Genomic DNA, 22,381 nt, shown 5'->3' on the forward strand with positions numbered 1-22,381 from the left:
GCTTTTAACCACATTGCATGAATATTGTTGAAAACTCATTGCTGTATGCGTTTCAATAGGCGCATGAGTATGAATATGAGTGTAAACAATAAATCAATTGGCGTTAAGCAGATTGATAAGAATTATAACAATGGCGAAGCTGTAGGCGCATTTAGAGATGTTAAACGTTATGTTTATCCTCCTCAAGTTGCAGATAAATCTATATACGAATCTGCGTCTAATGGTATAAAAATTGCGCCATGTATAGCTGACGATCATACTGTTATGACTCTTTTGCCTAAGAGTTCTCAAGATGTGGAGAGTTTTCAAAATACTGAACGCTCGCAAGATATTTCTATTAAGCATAAATCTCGTATGTTTAATAATGCTGAAGAAGATAATCTTATTGCGCGTGATTCTTTAGATTCATTGCCTAAAAATATTTTGGTTGGAATGTCTGCTGCAGATGGCATTGGGCTAAGCACTTCTCTATCTATTCTTTCTCGCTATATAAGTGAACAAGGCCATAGTGTTGCTCTTGTAGATGCTGATTTGACTCATGGCGGTTTAGACGTTCTGCTTGGTTTGGAATCAGATGAAGGTCGCAGGTTGCAAGAAGTTGATGCTCCCTTAGGTAGATGCGATGGCTATGTGTTGCGCAATGAGCTATTGCATTGGGATAATGTGGATGTTTTAGCATTTTCTCCATGGCATGGTAAATATCCTGAACCTTGGGTTTTGGAGGCTGCTATTAGAGGTCTAGCTGATGCTGTTGATGTAGTTATTGTAGATATAGGTTCTGGCGAGACTGCTATGAAGTCTTACCGTAATATTCCGCAATTTATTGACAGTGCGACTCTTGCTGCGGTTGAGCTATCTGTGCTTGATTTAGCAAGGTTTAGAGCGTTGCTACAAAAATTAGATACTTTGTGTGATTCTGGCGTAAAGTTCAACAAATTTGCTGTTGTGGGATTGCCTCCTCGCGGTTTAATGCAAAAATCTTATGTTTTAAGTATCGATGAAGCTTCTGAATATCTATCAACTACATTTCTTGGTTCATTGCAACATGATGCTCGCATGTACACCGACATTATAGGGGGCTACGGTATTCGAAATGTGCCATCTTCAATGAAGGAAACCATGAAACGCATAAATAATTGGCTTATTGGAGATGTTATATCAAATACAAAAAATGTTGTAACTAAATATCGTCGTTCGCAATATCGTCGTTCGAAATATTCAAGAGGTAAATATGATCGTAAATAATATTCGTGATATCGATTTTGGGATTTTGCAGGGATTTGCCAATGACGTAAGAGTCACAGACATGGTTGTAAGCGAGTCTGGTCGTGTGTGGGTAGATTGTGGGCAAGGTCTTAAGGAACGCGCAACTCGAGTTCCACTTAACAACCCTGCTTTGTTAAGAGAATATGCTGTATGGCTCTGTGCACAATTAGGCAAAAGACTGGATGATGCGTGTCCTATTGCTGATGCTTCAAGTACTTCTGGCATTCGCATACATGCTGTTTTAGCGCCACTTGTATCTCAAGGAGCAGCATTGTCAATTCGTTTTCCTTCAATTAATCGTTATGATCTTGTTTCTTTGAGTGATCAAGGCATGTTTCCAAAAGAATTGTCTTGTATTCTAAGCGTTCTAGTTAAAAAGCGAGCAAATATAATGATCACTGGAAGTACTGGATCTGGGAAAACCACACTTATGAAGGCTTTGTTGGCTGCTGCTGATTGCGAAGATCGTATTGTATCTGTTGAAGAAATTAGAGAGCTTGGCGAGTTGACACAAAATCATGTTTCGTTAAGTGCGCGAGAAGCTAATGTAGAAGGTGTAGGAGAAATTGGCTTATCTCAATTAGTAAAAGCAACATTAAGAATGCGTCCGGATCGCATTATTCTTGGTGAATGTCGTGGGGAAGAAATTGCTGATTTGTTGAGAGTATTTACTTCTGGTCATAAGGGTGGAATGACAACTCTTCATGCAGATGAAATAGAGAAAGTTCCCGCTCGTCTTATGGCATTAGGGTTATTGGCTGGGTTGGAGCCTGCAGCTTTATGTGCTTTAGCTGCTGGAGCATTCGATGTTGTTATTCATGTAGAGAGATCCTCTAACGGGCGTCGAATGATCAAAGAACTCGGTATTCTGCAATACGCTTCTAGCGTTTCGTTGCTGTGCGGCGTTCCAGTTTTGCAATTATCTTGTGGAATTGACGGCAGTATTGTTATGAAATTTTTGCCTGCATGGGTTAAGTTTTCAAATTATTGGAATCTTCTCGGGAATATGGCCAGCATATGTGTTGACAGTTCAAATAATTAGTAGTCGATTGTGTTGCTTGGAGCGTAAAAATGGATATTGAAGAAGTTCTTGCTGGAATGATTGCTGCATTACGTTCTGGTTCTACTTTTGCAATGATTGTTCACAGTGACTCTAAGTCTCAACAATGTATTTGCAGTAATGCAGTTAATACAAAAATTATTTATAAATGGCTTTATGAACGTTGTTTTCCAAAGAAGCGCAATATGAATAAGACTCAACGTCGTCAGCTTGAAAAACATATGCATACTGTTTCTGAAAGTCTTATGGCTTCATATGAATTGAGTAATACTCTTGGTTGCGCTATGGCAGAATGTGTGGAAGCTACGGCAGCGTCATATCATGCTCAGAAGCGTGCAGAAGATTTACGTGCTGACGTAGCTGCAATGCCAAAAGCAACAATAAAATTACTTACTGCTCTACCTATTTTGGCTCTTTTTGCTGGTGAATTACTAGGTGGTCACCCTATTTTGATGTTAATTACAACAGTAAATGGATGGATTTTATTAACAATAGGTGGAATATGTTATGGATTGGGTTTGGCGTGGGTTAGTTCTATGTTGCAAATATCTCAGCATGCAATGGATGCTGCTTCGCTGGAAGGATGATTTATGGAATCCACAAAGCAGCTTTTGTTTATCATCCCATTGTTTGTTGTAATTGTTTGGCAATGGGTGAGTTTGAGATTAGAGTGCGATTCATTAGATAATCGTATGCGCTTTAACAGTAAAATTATGCTATTTAAATACGAATGGCGTAATTCAAAAGTTTCATATGTAGATCCTCTTCTTGGTTTACATATGATTATTGTTTCACTTCGTAGTGGTGTTGCTATTACTAGGGCTCTTAGTGCTGTTGGGCAAGTGTTTCCTTGCGGTCAAGGCATGTGGCTTTGCTCTGTTTCCAATGCTTTACTTGCAGGAGATACGTGGCATGAAGCATGGTCTTCTACTTATACTAGACAAGATGATTTTGAATTAGAAAATAAATCAAAATTTACTAATCGTAAAAACTTAGATTCTTCAGAAATATTAGCTAGATGGTTAATGACATCTTTAAAAGAATCATGGTGTTATGGTTCATCTCCAGTTCCTGTATTGTCTGCACTTGCTCAACATTATGAGAGAAATATGGCCAATATTGCTAGACAAGAAAGTTCTAGGTTGTCTGTGCGATTGCTGCTTCCTGTTGGATTATGTTTTTTGCCATCTTTTATATGCATAGGAATTTTGCCAACAGTTATGTCACTTATGCGCTAGCTTTTTAAAAATAAATTTCTAGAAAAATAAATTAGCTTTTATCCACAATGCAATTTTTTTATTTTCATTCGCAAAACAAGTTGTAATAATATTTCTATCCGAAAATTTCGGATAGTTTGAAGTGAAAGGTACAAGATGATGGTTGGGATAATGCAAAAACTTGTTGCACGATGCTCTGTGTCTATGCTTCAAGTAAATGAACAATTAGTGAATATTGAGTCATGTTTGTGTCAAAAAAGAAAATTGTACGCTGACGGTCTTAAAAATAAGGATTCTGGAGCTGTAACAGCTGAATATGCAGTAGTTATTATTGCTGCCACTGGTTTTGCTGCACTGCTAGTTGCTATTTTGAAATCAGATACGGTTCGCACAACGTTGACAGATTTAGTTAAAAAAGCATTGAAAATCGGCTAACGGCATGCTTTAGCGGATGAAATGAGCTTATGATGCGGAAAGTTATTGTGTGCAAAAGGTTGTTGCGCAAAATTAGTGATTATGACAGAGGGACGGTAACTGCTGAATTTTCTATTGTTTTACCTTGTGCATTAATACTGTTATTTGTATTGATTGGCATAGGTAGAGCAGTTGTATGTACTATGAATTGTCATGATGCTGCTGCGCAAGTTGCGTATTATCTTGTGACTCATAAGGACGATAAAGCTGCCGCAAGTATCGTGCAGTCGGTCGCAGGTCAAGGAGCGTCGGTGAAAATAAGTCGTAGCAATAATATGGCGAATATTGTTGTTAAATGTCCTCTTATTCCTGATCCTCTTCATATTTTGCCGCCTCTAGTGGAAAGTCATGTAAGCCAGGTTTTAGTATGAGTAGGCGCAAGAATTTTGTGAAGCATTCAATAAATTTCATTCATAAGCGATGTAAGGGCATCGACTGCGGTTCTGGCACTATGCTTGGCATTATGCTAGTGATCGCAGTCTGCTCAATACTAGTGCTTTCTGCTATTTTATGTAATGTTCTCGGAGCTAAACATCAAGCTTATGCTGTTGCAACTTCTGCTGCTTTATCCGGTGCTTCTGCGTTGCAAAGGATGGAGGATAATGCGTGTGAGGTTGTTGCGCGTACTGTTGCTTCAAGCAATGCTTTTTTGAAATCTTGCAACTCTACTAGTAATGATGTAACTGTTCGTGTTTCTGTTGGGCTGAATATTCCATTTGCTTCTAACGTGGAAGTTTCTGCTAGAGCAGGACTAGAAGATTGCAATAAGTAGTAAGTAGCAAAAACGAATATAAATATCAGCAGTCGGGTGGCGGCTGCTGATAGTCTTAACTAAGATATATCGGGGAAATAGTTAGGTCGCGGTAGGTTAGGAAACATGGCACTTGCACTGTATCGTAGATATCGTCCTGACACGTTTGATGGTGTTATTGGGCAGGATCAGGTTACCATACCTTTGTCTAGAGCATTAGACCAAGGGAAAATAACGCATGCATATTTATTTTCTGGACCACGTGGATGCGGTAAAACAAGTTCTGCGCGAATTTTAGCTCGCTGCATTAATTGCGAAAAAGGACCAACTTCGCACCCATGCGGAGAGTGCCAAAGCTGTAAAGATTTAGCTACTGGCGGTGCAGGTTCTATCGACGTTGTAGAGATTGATGCTGCAAGCCATAACGGTGTCGATGATGCTAGAGAGTTGCGTGAGCGTGCTGGTTTCGCTCCTGCTCGTGACCGTTATAAGATTTTCATTCTCGACGAAGCTCATATGGTTACACAGCAAGGTTTTAATGCTTTGCTTAAGATTGTAGAAGAGCCGCCTGAGCATGTAATGTTTATTTTTGCTACCACTGAGCCGGATAAAGTTATTGGCACTATTCGCTCGCGTACACACCATTATCCTTTCAGACTTGTGCCTCCAGAGGTAATGTCTCCATATCTTGAAGATATTTGCAAAAAGGAAGGTATTCTGCCGCAGCCGGGAGTTCTTCGCCTTGTTATGCGCGCTGGTGCGGGATCAATGCGAGATACGTTATCTGTGCTCGATCAGCTTATGGTGGGTGCTGTTGATGGTTCAATTTCTTTGGATTCTGCGGTTGCTTTATTAGGTTTTACGCCTAATTCATTGATTAGCGAATTCATTGACGATCTTATTAATCATGATGGTGCTTCGATATACGATGTAGTTCGTCGCGTTATTGTTGGAGGTTACGATACTCGTAAGTTTGTAGAAGATTTATTAGGTAGAGTTCGTGATTTGTTGCTTATGGTATCTGCAGGTCCTAAAGCGGCTTCAAGCTTACTTAATGATGTTTCTCCAGAAGATTTGGAAATATTGAATAAGCAATCTGCAAGCATGACATTGCATGATTTAGCACGTATGGCTCAAACAATTAATGATGCTTTAAGTGCAATGGCTAGTGCAATTTCTCCTCGCATGAATTTGGAAATTTTAGTTGCTCGTTTGCTTGCAGACAGCGAAACTTCAAATACTGTTGCAACTAATTTGCGCATCAATAACGTGCAACAACAAAATATTTCCACTTCTACGCAGAATATTCAAAATAAAGTATCTTCTGGTGCTCATTTCGTAGGTTCTACAAGCAATAAGAAATATGTTTCTGCAGATAGTGAGAATAATAGTACTTCAAATTCTTCACTACCTTCTGAAACTACAGCATCTCCTATTGCTAAAGCAGAAACGCAATCTGCTACAAACACAAAAGAAACGGAATCTAAAAAAGTGTTTTTGAACGATGCGCATAATGCTAATTCAAAGAATGATTCCATGGATACTGATGCAATGTGGGATAAAGTAGTTTCAAAATTGCCTGATGACGTACGTGAGTATGTAACTCGTGAGTATGTTCCTACAGTGCAACTTACTTCAGCACAATCAGGTCGACAGCGTCTTATTTTGACTTTTAATGAGCCTATGAGTCAACATGCGTTTGCGCTCGCAGTATGCACTACTTCTCCATATGATGGACAAAAAGTGCCAAAAGTAGTAATGAATGAAGTGCATGAGATATTTGGCACGCAAGTAATGATTGCTCCTGCACCAGTTGCTGCTAATGGTGAACAAGTAGAATCTGTTGCTCGAATGGATCCGCAGAAGCTTGCAAAAGTTAAGCGCGATATTTTATTGCGTAAAACAGGTATATCTGCTGGTTTTAGTAATAAAACTGATTCTGATAGCAGCGGAATAAATAAAAATCCTACTAAAAAAGAATCTTCGGGTTTTAGTGGCGCTGATGGCTCCGCAGCATCAGTAGCTTCTGAAAATACTGCGGATGAGTTAAGTGATGTTGCGAATGCGGATGATGATGTTTGGGCAGACATGTCGTCTATGCCTATGTCGGATGTGATTGCAATGCCAGAAAACTCTTCTTCTGAAGAGTCTTCTATTGAAGATGAGCCTATGAATCATGATGACGAGATTACAATACAGAAGAGTTCGCATTCTCATAACCAAGATGAAGCTATTTCTGGTGTCTTGGATCAAGATAAACTACAGTCTCAAGTTCAGAATGCAACTAATACTTCAGAATTGTCTGCTGAATCAATTCAGACTACTGTTTCTCCTACGAATGGAGCTACTGCTGACGAATGTTCAATGGATGATGCTTCATTAGAATCAGCAACATCTGTAAGCACTGATGAGCTTAAACAAATTTTTGAAGTTAAATCTGTTGAAGAATTTGCTTCCACTGATCCTAAAAATCCTAAAAATGCGATTATGAGCGTTAAGAAAAAGCAAGAGGAGTAGTTTACAGTGCATAATTCATCGTCATATGATGGAGCAATTGGTCGCTTAATTGAAGCATTTTCAAAGCTTCCAGGGATTGGACCTAAAGGCGCTCAGCGTATTGCGTTTTACTTACTTTCTTCCTCGGATAAAGATGTTCAAGAGCTAATAGACGCAATTAATAACATGAAAGAAAGTGTGCGTTTTTGTGATGTATGCGGAAACGTATGTGAGCAGAGTCCTTGCATAGTATGCGCAGATCCTCGGCGTGATCATAGCAAAATTTGCGTAGTTGAAGAACCTAAAGACATTATGAGTATTGAGCGAACTCATGAGTATTCAGGTGTTTATCATGTTCTTGGTGGTGCAATTAACCCAATGGCAAATGTTGGGCCTGGGGACTTAGCAATTACGCAATTACTTGAACGTCTTAAAGATGCAAAAGTTCAAGAAATTATTCTTGCGCTTGATCCTGATATAGAAGGTGAAGCGACTGTTACGTATTTGGCTCGATTGCTCGATCCTCTAGGAATTAAAGTTACTCGCTTGGCAAGTGGATTGCCTGTTGGTGGAGATTTAGAGTATGCGGATGAGATCACTTTAGGTCGTGCATTTTCTGGCCGTCAATCTGTGTAATTTTGAATATTGTTTTTATGTGCACAAATTATTATCAATAAATAGGGCATAGTTGGTAGTCTGATATCGAAGCCATTATTCGGCATATCCTGTGCGTTTATCAATATTGACATGAGCAAGGGGTAAAAATTGGCGCTTATCGTACAGAAATACGGTGGTTCTTCTGTAGCGGATACGGATTCCATACAACGTGTTGCCAAACGCATTCTTTCTACAAAAGCAGAAGGCAATGATGTTGCTGTTGTAGTTTCAGCGATGGGAGATACAACTGACGATTTAATTGATCAAGCAATGAGTGTAAATACTCATCCTCCTGCTCGCGAAATGGATATGCTTATGACAGCAGGCGAACGAATTTCTATGAGTTTGCTTGCAATGGCTATTCATGCTCAAGGATCTCATGCTTATTCTTTTACTGGTTCTCAAGCTGGATTTATGACAGATACTCAGTTCGGAGCTGCGCATATTCGTGCGGTTAAGCCTGATCGTGTCAGAAGAGCTCTTAGCAAAGGCAGTGTTGCAATTGTTGCCGGGTTCCAAGGAATTAACGAAGTTGGAGATGACACGACTCTCGGTAGAGGTGGTTCGGATACTTCCGCTGTAGCGCTTGCGGTTGCTTTAGGTGCTGATGTATGTGAGATTTACACGGATGTAGATGGAGTATTTACTGCAGACCCACGTATTGTGCCAACTGCAAAACGTATTCCTGTAATTGATTATGATTCAATGCTTGAAATGTCATCTTGCGGTTCGCGCGTGCTTGCTTTGCGTTGTGTTGAGTACGCTCAGCGTTTTGGCATGCCTCTTCATGTTAGAAGTTCATTCTCGCATAGGAACGGAACGCTTATAGTTCCAAATAATATTAATCCGAACGATTTGCCTAATCTGAGTTAGAAAATACAAAACTAAATATTAATAGATAATGTCAAATAATCTTCGAGCTTAAAGGCGGTAACAATGGTAAACCACGATATTCTTTCGACTATGGGCGATTTATTTCCTGATTTAGGTCCGGAAACTCCCGTTATTTCTGGCGTTGCTCATGATCGCAGTGAGGCAATGATTACGGTTCGCGGTATTCCAGATATTCCTGGTATGGCTGCGAAAGTATTTACAACTCTTGCAAAAGCAAATGTAAATATTGACATGATTGCGCAAGCAAGTGCTTCTACTGGTACAGCAGATATTTCTATTACTGCTCCAGGAGCGTCAATGGAAGCAGTCCGTAAAGTTCTAGAAGAAGCGCATAATGAATTGAAATTTACTTCTATGGATGTCGTTCCAGTAGTAGGAAAAGTAGCTGTTGTTGGCGTTGGTATGAAAACACATTCAGGTCTAGCTGCTACCTTCTTCACTGCGCTAAGTGAACATGGTATAAATACTTTGATGATTTCTACTTCGGAAATTCGTATTGCTGCCATGGTTCCTGTTGAACAAATTGATGAAGCTGTTCGTGCTTTGCATACTGCTTACGGTTTGGACGCAAGCCAGGTTGAAGCAGTAGTGTACGGCGGAAGCGGGCGCTGAAGCAATTTAAATTATTAAATTAACTAAATTGTAGAATTGTAAAAACTGTAGAAATTATACGTACTTACTTTTAGGGGAGTCTCGATGACAATTATCAACGAAAAAGGCGTGAACGTGGCAGTACTTGGCGCAACTGGCCAAGTTGGTATGGTAATGCGTCGAGTGCTTGACGAGCGCGATTTTCCAATAAAAGATTTACGTTTTATGGCTTCCGCTCATTCTGCTGGCACAGTTTTGCAATATCGTGGCAAAGACGTAGTCGTAGAAGATGTAGAAAAAGCAGATTTGCACGGAATTGACATAGCTATTTTTTCTGCAGGCGGCGGAACTTCAAAAATTTGGGCTCCGAAATTCGCTGAAGCTGGCGCAATTGTAGTAGATAATTCTTCGCAATGGCGTATGCATAACGATGTGCCTTTGGTAGTTGCGGAAGTAAACCCTGAAGATTTAGATACTATTCCAAGAGGAATAGTAGCAAATCCAAATTGCACAACTATGGCTTGCATGCCTGTATTAAAGCCGCTTGCTGATGCTTTTGGATTAAAACGTTTAATTGTTTCGTCTTACCAAGCTGTTTCTGGCGCCGGTCGAGCCGGTGCTTTGCAACTCATGAATGAGGCTCAAGCTGCATTAAACCAAGGAGCAGATAAACTCGTTTTCGACGGTAGTGCAATAGATTTCCCTGAACCTACAAAAGTTGCTTGTACTATTGCTTTTAATGTAGTGCCTTTTATTGGTTCAATAGTTGATGACGGTTCTGAAGAAACTGACGAAGAACAAAAATTGCGCAATGAAAGCCGTAAGATTTTGCATTTGCCAAATCTTGCAGCCTCATGTACTTGTGTGCGCGTAGGTGTTTTCACTGGTCACGGCATGAGTGTAAACGCTGAGTTTGAGCATGATGTAACTCCAGACATGGCTCGCGAAGTATTAAGCAAGGCTGAAGGAGTTGAGCTTAACGATATTCCTACTCCTCAGCTAGCGGCAGGAAAGTCTGCAAGTTATGTTGGTAGAATTAGGCAAGACCAAGCGGTCGATGGAAATAAGGGATTGGCACTTTTCATCACTAACGATAATTTGCGAAAAGGTGCTGCACTAAATGCTGTGCAATTGGCTGAAATTATTGCTAAAAAGCGTAATTTCCTAAACTAATTATGGTTATATTGCGCTCGCGATTATGTAAGATTTTGCGTAAACTGGAATTATGTCAATAGCATCTGAAGAAATACAGCAGCAACTCGATCGTATAGTGGCACTTGGGTATCCAGATGTGGCTGATATGAGTGCCGATGCTTTTCGTAAGTTGGCAAATCCTATATTGTGTGCGCTTGAAAATAGTAGTTTAGGTGCGAATATTTTATTGGTTCCTACGCGTGAATTAGTTTCGCCTGAATCGTTGATTTCTCGTACGAGTATTAATCGCATGGCTGGATTCACCACTATGCCTCCGCGAGATATCATAAGTTTTCTTCCCAAAGACGGGTATGAGTTTCCTAAAGGCCCGTTCTATATAGTCGTCGATCCACATACTGGCTCATCGTATTTGAATCGAGAGCCTGATGTCGCTCGTAAGCTTATTGATTCTGATGAACGTTTGCCTCTTACTCTTGAGGAAGGGCTTGCTATTGCAACACAGCATCCAGATTGGCTTGAAAGCAAGAATGGATTTAATTTGCTTGGTTCGCAAAGCGCAGATGGGCGTGTGCCAAGTATATGGATGAGTCAGTGTGCTCCGCGTTTAGGTGCTGTTTGGCCAAATTCTCGTCATACTTGGCTTGGTAATGCATATTGCATGGAAAGATGTGGAGTGTCGTCGCTGAAGTAAGTTAGCGAATTTTGCGCTCATTTAGTAAAATAGTACGAAATATAACGGTAGATAATACAAATAAAGAGAAGTTGAATTTTTATAGTTTCTCATATTGTGAAGGTGCATTGTGGCATATATAACTTTTGATCATGTAGTGAAAGAATACCCATCAGGTTCTGGTGCTGTGCGAGCTTTAGATGATGCCAGTTTTACTGCACAAAGCGGTGAGCTTACAGTAATCTTAGGTGCATCTGGCGCTGGAAAAACTACAGCATTAAATATTTTGGGCGGTATGGATACTGCGACAAGCGGTCGTGTTGTTGTTGGCGATTGCGATGTTACTAAGCTAAAAGGTCGTAATTTGGTTCGCTACCGCAGAGAAGACATTGGTTTTGTTTTTCAATTTTATAATTTAGTTCCAAATTTAACTGCTCTTGAAAACGTAGAGCTAGCTTCGCAAATTTGTGCAGATCATTTTGACCCTGCTCAAACGCTTATTGATGTTGGCTTGAAAGAAAGGCTTCATAATTTCCCAGCGCAACTTTCTGGCGGTGAGCAGCAACGCGTATCTATTGCGCGCGCTCTTGCTAAAAAACCTAAACTATTGCTATGTGACGAGCCTACTGGTGCTTTGGATTATGAAACAGGTAAGGCAGTATTGCAATTATTGCAAGATATTTGCCGAACTGAAGGCATGACAGTGCTGATTATTACTCATAATGCTGCCATTGCTCCGATGGCTCACAAAGTTGTTCGTTTCCGTTCTGGAAAAGTTGTAGACGAAACTGTGCAAGAACATCCTATGGCTATAGCCGATATTGAGTGGTGATTAGGTGGTTGTTATGCGGAAAGTAGCAGCAGTTTCAAAGCAATCTGATAATAAAAATGCCAATAATGGTGGTGAAGTTAAGCGCATGCATTCGTTGCTGCCAATAGTATTTATTAGCGCAATTAGAATGTGGGTTCGCGAATGGCGCCGCTTTTGCGTTCTTGCGGTTATTGCAATGCTTGGCGTTGCTGTTATGACTGGTATTTATGCAGGATGCAACGACATGTTTCTCGCTACTAACGATATGTATGCGAAATTGCATGCTTATGATTTGCAAATCGTATCTACTCTTGGTTTAACTAAAGACGATGTTGCAGCATTACGCGCGTTGCCAAGTGTGAGTGAAGTTGAAGCAGAGCGTTCTTGGAAAGCAACAGCGCACGCAACAGATGATGCAAAGTCTTCATACGCAATGAATTTCGTGCATTATGTAGAATCACAAAAAAATCTTAATCGCTTGCATTTGCTTAAGGGCAACATGCCTAAAAATAATAGTGAAGCTGTTGTAACTCAGCGATTTTTACACGATAGTGGATTGAGCATTGGCAATGTGATAGTAGTCAACGTGCAGCAAAATGCGGGCGTTGGAAGTCTTGGTTCTTCTAATTCAAAGTCTAAAACTTATCGTTTGCGCATAACTGGTAGCGTGCTAGATAGCAACGATTTAAACAATCCTGATGGCTATCAATCTAAAGCATTTCGTAACTCTGTGACGTCTAGATACCCAATATTTACTTCTGCTGCTCCTGATAACGTGACTAGCTTGCCGTATACAGCAATGTCGGTGCGTTTGAATGATGCTCAACGTGTCAATGTTTTTTCTAAAGATTATCGTGGCATTGTTGACGATGCATCTGAACAGATTCAGGAACTCGTGCAATCTAAACGCGAAAAAGCTCGACGTAATCAAATTATCGACAAACAAGTTAATTTAGAATTAAAAAATATTATTGCAAATGATCCTAGGCTTCAGCGCGCTCCAAATTTTGTTAAAGAGCAAGCAAAAAAGCAAATTTGTAAACAAATTAAGTCAGAGATTCAAAAACGTGTTCCTCAAGCTCAATGGCATATATCTACTCGCATAGCTAACGATAGTTATGCAAGTTTGCGTTCTGACGTTGCTTCAATACAGTCACTTGGATACGCTTTCCCAGCGGTATTTCTTGTTGTAGCAATGATGATGAGTTTAACTGCTATGGCTCGTATGGTTGAAGAAGAGCGAGGGCTTATTGGTACATACTTAAGTTTGGGATACGGTCGTTCTATTGCAGTAACAAGACATGCTTTCTTCGCGATATTTGCGTGCTTTGTTGGCGGCGGAATTGGCGATATTATGGGTTTTCTTGCAATCCCTTCACTTTTACTAAAAATCTTGCGTGGTTTATACGCTGTGCCAGACGTTAGGTTGAAGTATGACTGGCTATATGGCTCTTTGTGTGTGCTAGCATTTGTGATTCCTGTTGCAATATGCACAATCGTTGTTAGTTGGCGAGAAACAAAGCAAGTTCCTGCAGCTTTGTTAAGACCAAAAGCTCCAAAAGCTGGTTCTCGCGTTCTTCTTGAAAGGTTGCCTTGGATTTGGAAGCGAATGAGTTTCTTAAATAAGGTTACCGTTCGCAATTTGGCGCGATTTAAAGGCAGATTGTGCATGACTATTGGTGGAGTTGCTGGTTGCACAGCGCTTATTGTTTGCGGTCTTGCTTTGAACGATACTGTTGCGACCTTGGGTATTCGCCAATACGAGGGAATTTATCGATACGATATGATTTCTATCTCGGCTCCAGGATCTTTCCAAAATATGAAGAAAAGCGTTGAGCAAGACAAGTCAAACAATAAAGTAGAAACTATACTTCCGGCTTATGTGGGCTCTGGAGAAATAGCTAAAAGCCAATCAAATAAGTCGAATAGTCGTCATGTTGAGGATGCGGAAAGCGTGCAGTTGATTGTTGTAAAAGACACAAAAGCTTTGTCTCATCTTGTAAATTTGCAGGATGTGAACAATAATTTGCAAACTATTAAACTTACGGATGAAGGTCCGTTGCTTTCTCAAAGCGCTGCTGCATCTCTGGACATTACTCGTGGTAGCGAAATTAATGTGACGAATACTAGTTTTAAACGTGCGAAGGTTAAAGTTAAAGCTATTGTTCGTAATCTTATCGGTTCTAATATTTACATGACTGAACGTTGCTACGAACGCTTATTTAATGGTGAAAACAGTAAGCTTCTGAAACATAATGCGTTAATTTTGCGTTTGCGCGGTAGCGATAATAATAAAATTAAATATGCTGACAAGGTTTCTGAACGTGACGGTGTGCTTGCTGTTATGAATATTACGCGTATGAAGCATGCTTTTAGTTTTGATCTTATGAATGCTGTTGTTGCTTTAATCGTAACTTTGGCTGCTGGCTTAGCTTTAGCTGTGCTTTTTACTCTTGCAAGTACTAATATTTCGGAACGTACTCGCGAAATGGCTACGCTGAAAGTTCTTGGTTTTTATCGTAGAGAAGTTCATTCCTATGTGCATAAAGAAATGCTTACCTTAACTGTTATCGGCATTGCAGTTGGATTGCCATTAGGAAGGCTTATTGCAGGATTGTTGACTAGCGCGCTTCGTATGCCGTCTTTGTATTTTGAAGTTGAAGTAGCTCCTTTAAGCTATTGCATTGCTGGCGTTGCAACACTAATTTTTGCGTTAATTGTGCAATGGGCTACCAACCCAGCTTTGGATCGCATAGATCCAGTAAGCTCACTTAAAAGTGTGGAATAGTTGCGCGAATTGTGGAATGCGTAATGAATAGTTAAGGGTTCCTATAAAATTAGAAATTCGTGGCTATTAAGGAACGGAGTTGTAATAATGAGTGAGACTGTGAATAGTGACATTAATGTAGGTTCTAAACAAACAGAATCTACAGAGACGCACAATAGCACATCTTCTCATAATCAATCTTCTAGCGTATCTGCGCAAGAAAATGCAAGTAGCAATACAAACCAAATGGAGCGTAGTCTTACCAAGCGTCATGTGCAATTTATTGCTATTGGCGGCACAATTGGAACAGGTTTGTTCCTTGGTTCTGGAAAATCAATTAGCTTAACAGGTCCGAGTATTGTATTCGTTTACATTATTGTGGGCTTGATTATGTTCCTGCTGATGCGTGGTATTGGTGAGCTAATGTACAAGGATCCAAACCAGCATACTTTTATTAGTTTTATTACGCGTTATCTTGGCAGAGGTTGGGGTAATTTTGCTGGATGGTCGTATTGGTTTGTGCTTGTACTTATTGGTATGAGCGAAATTACGGCAGTTAGTACGTATTGCGTCACATTCTTCCAAACTTTCGATATTGACGTAAGTCATTGGAAATGGCTTATAGAAGTAGTATTTTTAGCGGCTTTAGTGTGCATAAATTTGGTAGCTGTAAAGCTATTTGGGGAAACTGAGTTTTGGTTCTCAATGATTAAAATCACGCTAATTGTTGCTCTTATTGTTACAGCCGTAGTTATGGCTTTAGTTGGTTACCATTACTCTGCAGCTCCTTTGCATGGTGGCGTAATAAGTCCTGCTGGTCACGCTGGATTAGATAATATTTTCAACAATTTTTCGCTTATGCCAAACGGATGGCTTTCTTTCTTAATGAGCTTCCAAATGGTGTTTTATGCGTACCAGCTTATTGAGTTTGTTGGTGTGACTGTTTCGGAAACTAAGAATCCTCGTCAGGTTTTACCAAAGGCTATTAACGAGATTATTGTGCGCGTACTAGTTTTCTATGTTGGCGCTCTTATAGCGATTATGCTTATTGTGCCGTGGCAACAGTTTAAAGCTACGAATGCGGAAGGCGTATTTATGTCACCATTCATTATGGTGTTCCAATACGCAGGATTGCATTGGGCTTCTGCGCTTGTGTTCTTTGTGGTTATTACAGCTGCTTCTTCTGCGCTTAATTCTTTGCTGTATTCTGCTGGTCGCCACATGTATCAGATTGCGCTTGAGTCACCTTCGCCTCTTTTGGGTAAGTTGCGTAAGGTTTCACGCACGAAGGTTCCTGCTCGCGCGATTTTGTTCTCGTCTGCTTTGATTCTTCTTTCGCCAATTATTAATTCGATCCCTGGCATTCATGGTGCGTTTATTTTGTTTGCTTCGGCTTCTTCTGCAGTGATAATCATGATTTATATTTTGATTATGGTTACGCATCGTAAGTACCGTGAATCTGCTGATTTTATGCCAGACGGTTTCGTTATGCCGCATTATAAGCTTTTGAATTCTATTACTATAGCGTTCTTTGCTTTTGTGTATGTGACTTTGTTTATTAGTGACGATACACGAGCTTCTGCAATTGGTGGACTAGTGTGGCTCGTATTGTTCGGCGGATACTGCGCCTTACATCAGCATTGGCAGAATCGCGATTTAGCTGAAGCTTTGGGGAAGTAGGGTACTTCTTTACTTGATTTCTGTTATGCTTGCTGTGTGCGAATTATTGTTGCAGATTGCAGTGCAGAGTATACAGGTAGGTTAAATGCCACGCTTCCTTTAGCTAAGCGAGTGTTGCTTATTAAAGCAGATGGCAGCGTACTTATTTTTTCTGAGCTTGGTGCGTATAAACCTCTTAATTGGATGGTAGCTCCTTGTACTATGCGTGTTTTACGTAAAGAAGATAGCGGCGAATCCGATGCTGGCATTGTTGTAGATGGCTGTATTTTGCGTGTTGCTGCTGCTAAAAGCGATGATTTGCTTATGATTTCGCTTGAGCATGTTTATAGTGATAATACTTACGATTTGGGTGAGGATCCTGGCTTAGTTAAAGATGGTGTTGAGGATCATTTGCAACGTTACTTGGCTGAGCAGATTGAACGAATCGGCGATGGTGCCACGTTGGTGCGCCGTGAATATCCTACGGCTATCGGCCCAGTGGATATTATGGCTCAGGACGCGGATGGTGTACATGTCGCTATTGAGATTAAGCGGCATGGCGGTATCGACGGCGTTGAGCAACTTACGCGTTATTGTGAGTTGCTGAATAGAGATCCGTTACTTAAGCCGGTTAGAGGTATTTTTGCTGCGCAAACTATTAGTCCACAAGCCCGTGTTTTGGCTGAGGATCGTGGATTTACTTGCTTAATATTGGATTACGATGAAATGCGTGGAGTCGAGTCCAACGATCTTCGTCTGTTCTAAATATGTGTTCTAAATATGTAAAAACCCCTCGGGAAGGAGGGGTTTATTATTTATGAATCGCTAGTTAATTTTGCAACAGTTTGCAAAATTACAAATCTCACGAAGCATAAAGAATATCGACTACAAAGTACAGCGTGGCATTTGCAGGAATAGTTACGTTTCCGCGCGCGTCCTTCTTTTCTTCTTTGCCGTAGCCATCTTCTGGTGGGATTACCAAAAGAACTTGGGAACCAACTTTCTTTCCAGTTAAGCCTTTAGTCCAACCAGGGATTACTCCTCCAGCAAGTTGGAAGTCTGCAGGTATGCCACGAAGCCAAGAAGAATCAAACTGATGAAGTTTGCCGTCTTTATCGGCAGTCCAACCAGTGTAATGAGCGGAAACTGTGTCTTTTGCAGTTACTTTTTTGCCGGTTCCTTCAATCAAAGTCTGAGAAACAAGCTTTCCGTCTGGAACGTAGTTATTTTTATCTAAGGTTGGTGCTCCAGATTTATCAAGAGTTACCTTCGGCAAATTTGCGGGAATATTCGTAACAGCTTTGCCTGTTGCTCTAGTTAGAGATTTTGATCGCGAAACCATTGTAAGAACCATAATATATGAAGGATTTTTGGCTCCTCCGCTTACGCCCAAAGCAATAGTCGTATTAATTTTTTTGCCCTTAATTAAAGCGTAATATGGTCGGCTTGTAGAGTTTTTATTAATGGAAATTGAGCAATCAACTTTGCCTTCTTTCCAAGTATTCATAAGCTCTTTGCCGGTTTTGGAGTCGAACACAATGCCCTGAGAGCATACGCGATCGCCTTCTTTAATTGTTTCTCCGTTGCCTCGTTGCAAAACGGCATAAGTATTTTGCTTTACTTTTACAGGCGTTTTCAGCGTTATTTTAGGCTTTTTGCCCAGCTCTCCCGATGCGCTTACGCCTTCCAGCAACTGCATTCCAGCTTTTTGAGCGTTTTCATCAGTTAAATTGTTATTGTCAGAATTTTCTCCGCATGAAGCAAGCACTACGCACATTGCTACTGCGCTAATAGTTGCGAAAGCGCGAAGTAAAAGAGATTTTTGTCCTAATGTTTTGATTTTTTTCATAGCCTCACATTACCGCTTGACGCTGATTTTTACATCAAAACATGCAAGTAATATTAAAAGACTGTAGAATGGTATCGTTATGACAAATATAGAAGATGCTTCTGATACAGAAGGACGACCAATGCGACGACCAATGCGACGGCTCACTTTGCGCAGTAAAATCATGCGCGGCGTTGTAGCTCCATTTTTTGCTTTGCTTGCAGTATTAAGTGTTGTTCTTGGTGTTGCCAACTCAACATTTTGGAAGCCTAGTAATGTGGTTATTGCGTACGCTAAAGTATCTGGAACTCGTTATATTGTCACTGATCCTGGTGTTTTGAATCTTGTAGATAACAGGGTTCGTATTAGTGTCGCTGCTTTGCATACGCGTAAGCCTATTTGTGTTGCTGTAGGTTTAACGAAAGACGTAAGAGGCTGGGTGGCAGGTTCTCCAGTACAAAGAATTACTGGTTTGCGTGATTGGAATAATCTTTCAGTTTCTGAAGTGTCTGGTAGAACCTCTGTGCAAGCGGGTGACTCTGTGGACATTAAGGATCCTGACGTAAAATTCCAAGAATCTAATTTATGGCCTATAGTTACATGCCAGCTTGGTTTAGCGAAATTGGCAATAAATACTGCAGATTATGTTCAATCTTCTGGTTCTGCGTCATACGATCATGCTGTTGCAAACGGCACAATGTCTAAATCAGGCACTCGCTCTAGTAAGTCAAATAGCTCTGATACTGCTTCTTCTGCACTGCGTTCGCAGGCTGCTAGACGTGTTTTGCTAATTGATTTGGGGGATAATGTACCGGAAGCTTCCATAGAATTGCGGTGGCGTCGTAATCAAATTCCAGATTTTGCAACGCCTTTATATTTTGTAGGAGCACTTTTTGCAGTATTAGCTATACTTTCTGCAACTATTTTTGCAATGGCTCCGCATCGTCGTCGTAATAAGCAATTAATAGCTAGCCGTTCAGGAGCGTTGGCAGTAAAGTCTGCACAGCGTGACGAAGTCACCTTTGCTGAGGCGATTTCTGGAACCATGTCTGGTATTTTTGGTCACAAACGACACAAGAAGGATTCTGGAAGTCACGCAAGGCATGGGGGTCATGCACGTCGTCGCAAAGATTCAATGCAAAGCGGCGACTCAAATGGTATGCAAACTCGAATTGCGTCTGCTTCTACAGCGGTTGCATCTACTGATTCTTTGGCTGAAACTACTGTTATTGCACAAGATGAAATGCTTGCGTTTGCCGCGCGCTTTATGCAGCAACATGACGATAATTCTTATTTAGATGACTTAGGCAATGTTGATGATGAATTTAATGATTTGCACAATCAGGATGCTGCGGCAAACGGGGAAGATTTAGCAAATGCGGAAGATATAGGAAATGCGAAATATTCTGGAAATTCAGCAGAATCAGCAAATTCAGAAAATAAGCAATATAAGCGGAATTCTCAGAATATTAAGACTCCGCGAAATAAGAAAAAATCTTACGCAAGCGCGTCGGATGGCAATAGTCTGAACGATCATAAGGATAAGCATCAGCAGCAAAATAAGTATGCACAGCAGAATAACAAGAGGCGTAACCGTCAGAACGATAGAAACAATGCTAATAATTCTGAAAAGTTTGCAAAGAAACGTTTAGAAACGGTCAAGCCTTCAGATAGTAATAGCAAGATTTCACATGAATCTAGTAAGAAAAAGCTTAATGATCACGAAAACTATCGCAACTCAGAATCAAACAAGCGTCAAAATTCGTCTAAAAATAGCAACGATAAGCAGTCTCGCATAAAACGAAATGGGTTTAGAGGAGACGGTGGTAACGGTCGTTACAGAAAAAATGGGAAAGGCTACCGCGGTAATTCTTCAAGTGAGCGAGGAAATGAATAAAATGCGTAATACTAATGTCGATATTCACCGCGTAAACAGTAAAAATAGAGGCGTATTGCGCAACAACATAGTCACATTAATAGCATGTGTTGTATCAACGGTTATGGTAACTGGATTATCTGCTTGCGATGGGCAGGTGCCGAAACCTGCTGAAGCGCGTAGTAATCAAGAGTTGCCTAATGTGACTATGCTCCAAGAAAAAGATATCCGCTTGGGGTTGCTTCGCACTCTAGAAAAGGCAAATGACGAAAAAGATGTGGATTCATTATCTCAAGCAGTTTCTGGACCTGCTCTCGATATTCGCACGAGCGAGCTTACGATTGCAAACAAAACTGGAAACTTAGATCCTAAGACCACTATTCCGCGTGAAGCCGCGCAAACTATTGTGCCAACTAATTCTGGTTGGCCAAGAGATTTAATGACTATTACAACTACTACTAAAGATCAACAGTCAAAACGTTTGCTGGTTTTACGTCAACAGAGAGCGCGTTCGAATTATAAACTTTGGGCTGTTGCGCGCTTATTCCCTGGAGTGCATCTTCCTAAATTTGCTGTGCCAAGTATTGGTTCTTCAATGGGTAAATCTAATGATACTGGTTTGGTGATGACTCCAGATGAAGCGGTAGCTGCGTATGCAGACGTTTTACAAAATGGTGAAAACAGCAAGTACGCGAAGCATTTTGCTGACGATTATTTGCGTAAAAAGTTAGTTGAACTTTCTAAAGCAGTGCAAGCTGGAATGGAGCGAAATAAAGGCTCTCAAGAACAAATCTTTACACCAAATCTCAAACAAATAAGCATTATGCGTTCAAGCGATGGAAGCGATTTGGTTGTTGCGCGCATAGATTCTGTGTGGACTCGTAAAGCTGGTGAAGGGCGTGAATCTCGTCCTGCTTCTGATGAAGAAAAAGCATTATTTGGCGATGGTAAAGCAAAAGGTACTATGCGAGTAACTTACGTAAATGTTATTGCTCTAGTAGTTCCTCCAGCTAGTTCTCATATGAAGATTATTCCTGTTGGTGCTGAGCGTCAGCCTATTAAGGTAGAAGCTTTATAAATTTTGTAAGTACAATTTAGTGTGCTTGGAAAAGAGGAAAAATGGTGAGTAGTAAAGCGCAAGGCATGAATCCTGGCGGATTTTCGCTTGCTGGGGCTGTAGATTTAGAAGGCGTAAAGCGTCGCGTAGAAGCTCAAGCTAAGCAAGCTGCTAAAGCTGCATCGGGCTCTACTGGTTCTTCTGCTCCAAAAGCTGGCGGCTATGTAATCGATGTTAATGAGCAGTCTTTTCAGGCGATGGTGCAAACGTCTGTAAGTTTCCCAATTGTTATTTTGCTTTGGCAAGCTAATGACGAGGCCTATTATGATGTGGCACAGAAATTAGCGGATGCTGTTAACGCGCTTGACGGTCGTATGCAGTTAGCTCGTATCGACTCTGATGAAAGCCCAAGTATTGCTCAAGCATTGCAAGCGCAGCAGCTTCCTGCAATTTACGGTTTAATTGGCGGACGTCCTATGCCTATTGCGCAAGGTTTACCTAGCGACGAGGAATTACAGCAGATTTGTGGCACTATTTTGCCGCAATTGGTTCAGGTTGCTGAACGCTCTGGTGTTGCTGGAACTGCTCCTTTTGTGGAATCCTCGGTTGAGAAAAAGTCTGAAATGTCTAAAGACTCAGATCAAGATAGTTCCGGGAATAACTCTGTTGAGAATGTTCCGCCTGCTCATGAGCAAGCTCATTCGCTTGCTATGAAGGGTGATTATGAAGGTGCTGCACGCGAGTATGCAAAAGTAATGGAAGCAGATCCTCATGATGTGCTTGCATCGCGTGAACATGCAAAAGCTTTGTTGCTTTCGCGTAATACTAATACTGATGTTGCTGCGGTTAGAAAGGCTGCTGGCGATAATAAGGATGATTTAGATTCGCAGCTTGCAGTAGCAGATGTAGATATGATTGACGGTCATATTGATGACGCTTTTGGGCGACTGCTTGACTTCCTTGCATCTGGTCATAAGAGTGATGCGGATGCTATTCGTTCTCGTATGCTTGAGTATTTTGCCATACTTCCTGCAGATGATGAGCGTCTTGCGCGCGCTCGTCGCCGTCTTGCAATTCTTCTTTATTGATTATTGCGCGATGACGCTTTTGGGCGACTTATGTAGTATTAAACAAAAAAGCCAAGAACCACAA

21 protein-coding genes are annotated in these 22,381 nt (G+C 40.8%); 20 read left to right on the top strand and 1 reads right to left on the bottom strand.

Annotation, left to right across the window (positions count from 1 at the left end; all coding sequences use genetic code 11):
- The first annotated feature begins 69 nt into the window (after positions 1-69).
- The 17 genes from HXT47_RS00775 (at position 70) to nucS (ending at position 17,233) form a co-directional block, all read left to right on the top strand.
- Positions 70-1,245 (top strand): ATPase, encoded by a 1,176-nt coding sequence (locus HXT47_RS00775; RefSeq protein ID WP_421789093.1) that lies wholly within the window; start codon positions 70-72, stop codon positions 1,243-1,245.
- Positions 1,232-2,308 carry a CpaF family protein gene (locus HXT47_RS00780; RefSeq protein ID WP_421789095.1) on the top strand — a complete coding sequence of 359 codons (1,077 nt, stop codon included), beginning with the start codon at positions 1,232-1,234 and terminating at the stop codon, positions 2,306-2,308. The genes HXT47_RS00775 and HXT47_RS00780 overlap by 14 nt, the downstream gene beginning before the upstream one ends.
- A gap of 29 nt (positions 2,309-2,337) precedes the next feature.
- Positions 2,338-2,913, top strand: coding sequence for a type II secretion system F family protein (locus tag HXT47_RS00785; RefSeq protein ID WP_101885838.1), 576 nt, complete (start codon positions 2,338-2,340; stop codon positions 2,911-2,913).
- A gap of 3 nt (positions 2,914-2,916) precedes the next feature.
- On the top strand, positions 2,917-3,564 hold the full coding sequence (locus tag HXT47_RS00790; RefSeq protein ID WP_421789097.1) for a type II secretion system F family protein: 648 nt from the start codon (positions 2,917-2,919) through the stop codon (positions 3,562-3,564).
- A 138-nt stretch (positions 3,565-3,702) separates the two neighbouring features.
- Positions 3,703-3,978 (top strand): DUF4244 domain-containing protein, encoded by a 276-nt coding sequence (locus HXT47_RS00795; protein ID WP_004574189.1) that lies wholly within the window; start codon positions 3,703-3,705, stop codon positions 3,976-3,978.
- Positions 3,979-4,007: 29 nt separating this feature from the next.
- Positions 4,008-4,388 (top strand): TadE/TadG family type IV pilus assembly protein, encoded by a 381-nt coding sequence (locus HXT47_RS00800; RefSeq protein ID WP_032835337.1) that lies wholly within the window; start codon positions 4,008-4,010, stop codon positions 4,386-4,388.
- The gene (locus HXT47_RS00805) at positions 4,385-4,789 is read left to right on the top strand and encodes an Rv3654c family TadE-like protein (RefSeq protein ID WP_004574187.1); all 405 of its coding nucleotides are present in this window, start codon (positions 4,385-4,387) and stop codon (positions 4,787-4,789) included. The genes HXT47_RS00800 and HXT47_RS00805 overlap by 4 nt, the downstream gene beginning before the upstream one ends.
- Before the next feature lie 105 nt (positions 4,790-4,894).
- Positions 4,895-7,285, top strand: a complete 2,391-nt coding sequence (dnaX, locus tag HXT47_RS00810) for a DNA polymerase III subunit gamma/tau (RefSeq protein WP_117008615.1) — start codon at positions 4,895-4,897, stop codon at positions 7,283-7,285.
- A 6-nt stretch (positions 7,286-7,291) separates the two neighbouring features.
- On the top strand, positions 7,292-7,900 hold the full coding sequence (gene recR, locus HXT47_RS00815) for a recombination mediator RecR (protein ID WP_004105782.1): 609 nt from the start codon (positions 7,292-7,294) through the stop codon (positions 7,898-7,900).
- 129 nt (positions 7,901-8,029) lie between these two features.
- Positions 8,030-8,794 carry an aspartate kinase gene (locus HXT47_RS00820; RefSeq protein ID WP_004574185.1) on the top strand — a complete coding sequence of 255 codons (765 nt, stop codon included), beginning with the start codon at positions 8,030-8,032 and terminating at the stop codon, positions 8,792-8,794.
- Positions 8,795-8,857: 63 nt separating this feature from the next.
- Positions 8,858-9,427 carry an ACT domain-containing protein gene (locus HXT47_RS00825; protein WP_421789099.1) on the top strand — a complete coding sequence of 190 codons (570 nt, stop codon included), beginning with the start codon at positions 8,858-8,860 and terminating at the stop codon, positions 9,425-9,427.
- An 84-nt stretch (positions 9,428-9,511) separates the two neighbouring features.
- Complete coding sequence (locus tag HXT47_RS00830; RefSeq protein ID WP_421789101.1) at positions 9,512-10,579, top strand: aspartate-semialdehyde dehydrogenase; 1,068 nt, start codon at positions 9,512-9,514, stop codon at positions 10,577-10,579.
- 52 nt (positions 10,580-10,631) lie between these two features.
- Positions 10,632-11,252 carry a DUF5701 family protein gene (locus HXT47_RS00835; RefSeq protein WP_004105772.1) on the top strand — a complete coding sequence of 207 codons (621 nt, stop codon included), beginning with the start codon at positions 10,632-10,634 and terminating at the stop codon, positions 11,250-11,252.
- A 109-nt stretch (positions 11,253-11,361) separates the two neighbouring features.
- The gene (locus tag HXT47_RS00840; protein WP_004105770.1) at positions 11,362-12,063 is read left to right on the top strand and encodes an ABC transporter ATP-binding protein; all 702 of its coding nucleotides are present in this window, start codon (positions 11,362-11,364) and stop codon (positions 12,061-12,063) included.
- A gap of 85 nt (positions 12,064-12,148) precedes the next feature.
- Positions 12,149-14,830 (top strand): FtsX-like permease family protein, encoded by a 2,682-nt coding sequence (locus HXT47_RS00845; RefSeq protein ID WP_421789374.1) that lies wholly within the window; start codon positions 12,149-12,151, stop codon positions 14,828-14,830.
- Positions 14,831-15,055: 225 nt separating this feature from the next.
- Positions 15,056-16,489: an amino acid permease gene (locus tag HXT47_RS00850; RefSeq protein WP_100066591.1), complete on the top strand. Its 1,434-nt coding sequence runs from the start codon at positions 15,056-15,058 to the stop codon at positions 16,487-16,489.
- A gap of 36 nt (positions 16,490-16,525) precedes the next feature.
- The gene (gene nucS / locus HXT47_RS00855) at positions 16,526-17,233 is read left to right on the top strand and encodes an endonuclease NucS (protein WP_004105764.1); all 708 of its coding nucleotides are present in this window, start codon (positions 16,526-16,528) and stop codon (positions 17,231-17,233) included.
- Between the two features lie 97 nt (positions 17,234-17,330).
- Here nucS and HXT47_RS00860 read toward each other — a convergent pair whose 3' ends face one another.
- Positions 17,331-18,317 (bottom strand): FKBP-type peptidyl-prolyl cis-trans isomerase, encoded by a 987-nt coding sequence (locus HXT47_RS00860; protein WP_064340281.1) that lies wholly within the window; start codon positions 18,315-18,317, stop codon positions 17,331-17,333.
- A gap of 79 nt (positions 18,318-18,396) precedes the next feature.
- On the opposite strand from HXT47_RS00860, the gene HXT47_RS00865 reads away from it, so the two are divergent.
- Genes HXT47_RS00865 through HXT47_RS00875 form a run of 3 tightly spaced genes read left to right on the top strand, consistent with a single transcriptional unit; the run spans position 18,397 to position 22,317 of the window.
- Complete coding sequence (locus HXT47_RS00865; RefSeq protein ID WP_415688526.1) at positions 18,397-20,193, top strand: hypothetical protein; 1,797 nt, start codon at positions 18,397-18,399, stop codon at positions 20,191-20,193.
- Positions 20,186-21,250 carry a hypothetical protein gene (locus HXT47_RS00870; RefSeq protein ID WP_004574176.1) on the top strand — a complete coding sequence of 355 codons (1,065 nt, stop codon included), beginning with the start codon at positions 20,186-20,188 and terminating at the stop codon, positions 21,248-21,250. The genes HXT47_RS00865 and HXT47_RS00870 overlap by 8 nt, the downstream gene beginning before the upstream one ends.
- Before the next feature lie 41 nt (positions 21,251-21,291).
- The gene (locus HXT47_RS00875) at positions 21,292-22,317 is read left to right on the top strand and encodes a tetratricopeptide repeat protein (protein ID WP_004574175.1); all 1,026 of its coding nucleotides are present in this window, start codon (positions 21,292-21,294) and stop codon (positions 22,315-22,317) included.
- Positions 22,318-22,381 lie beyond the last annotated feature (64 nt).

Source organism: Gardnerella sp. DNF01205 (genome assembly GCF_049244135.1).
Taxonomy (GTDB): Bacteria; Actinomycetota; Actinomycetes; order Actinomycetales; family Bifidobacteriaceae; genus Bifidobacterium; species Bifidobacterium leopoldii.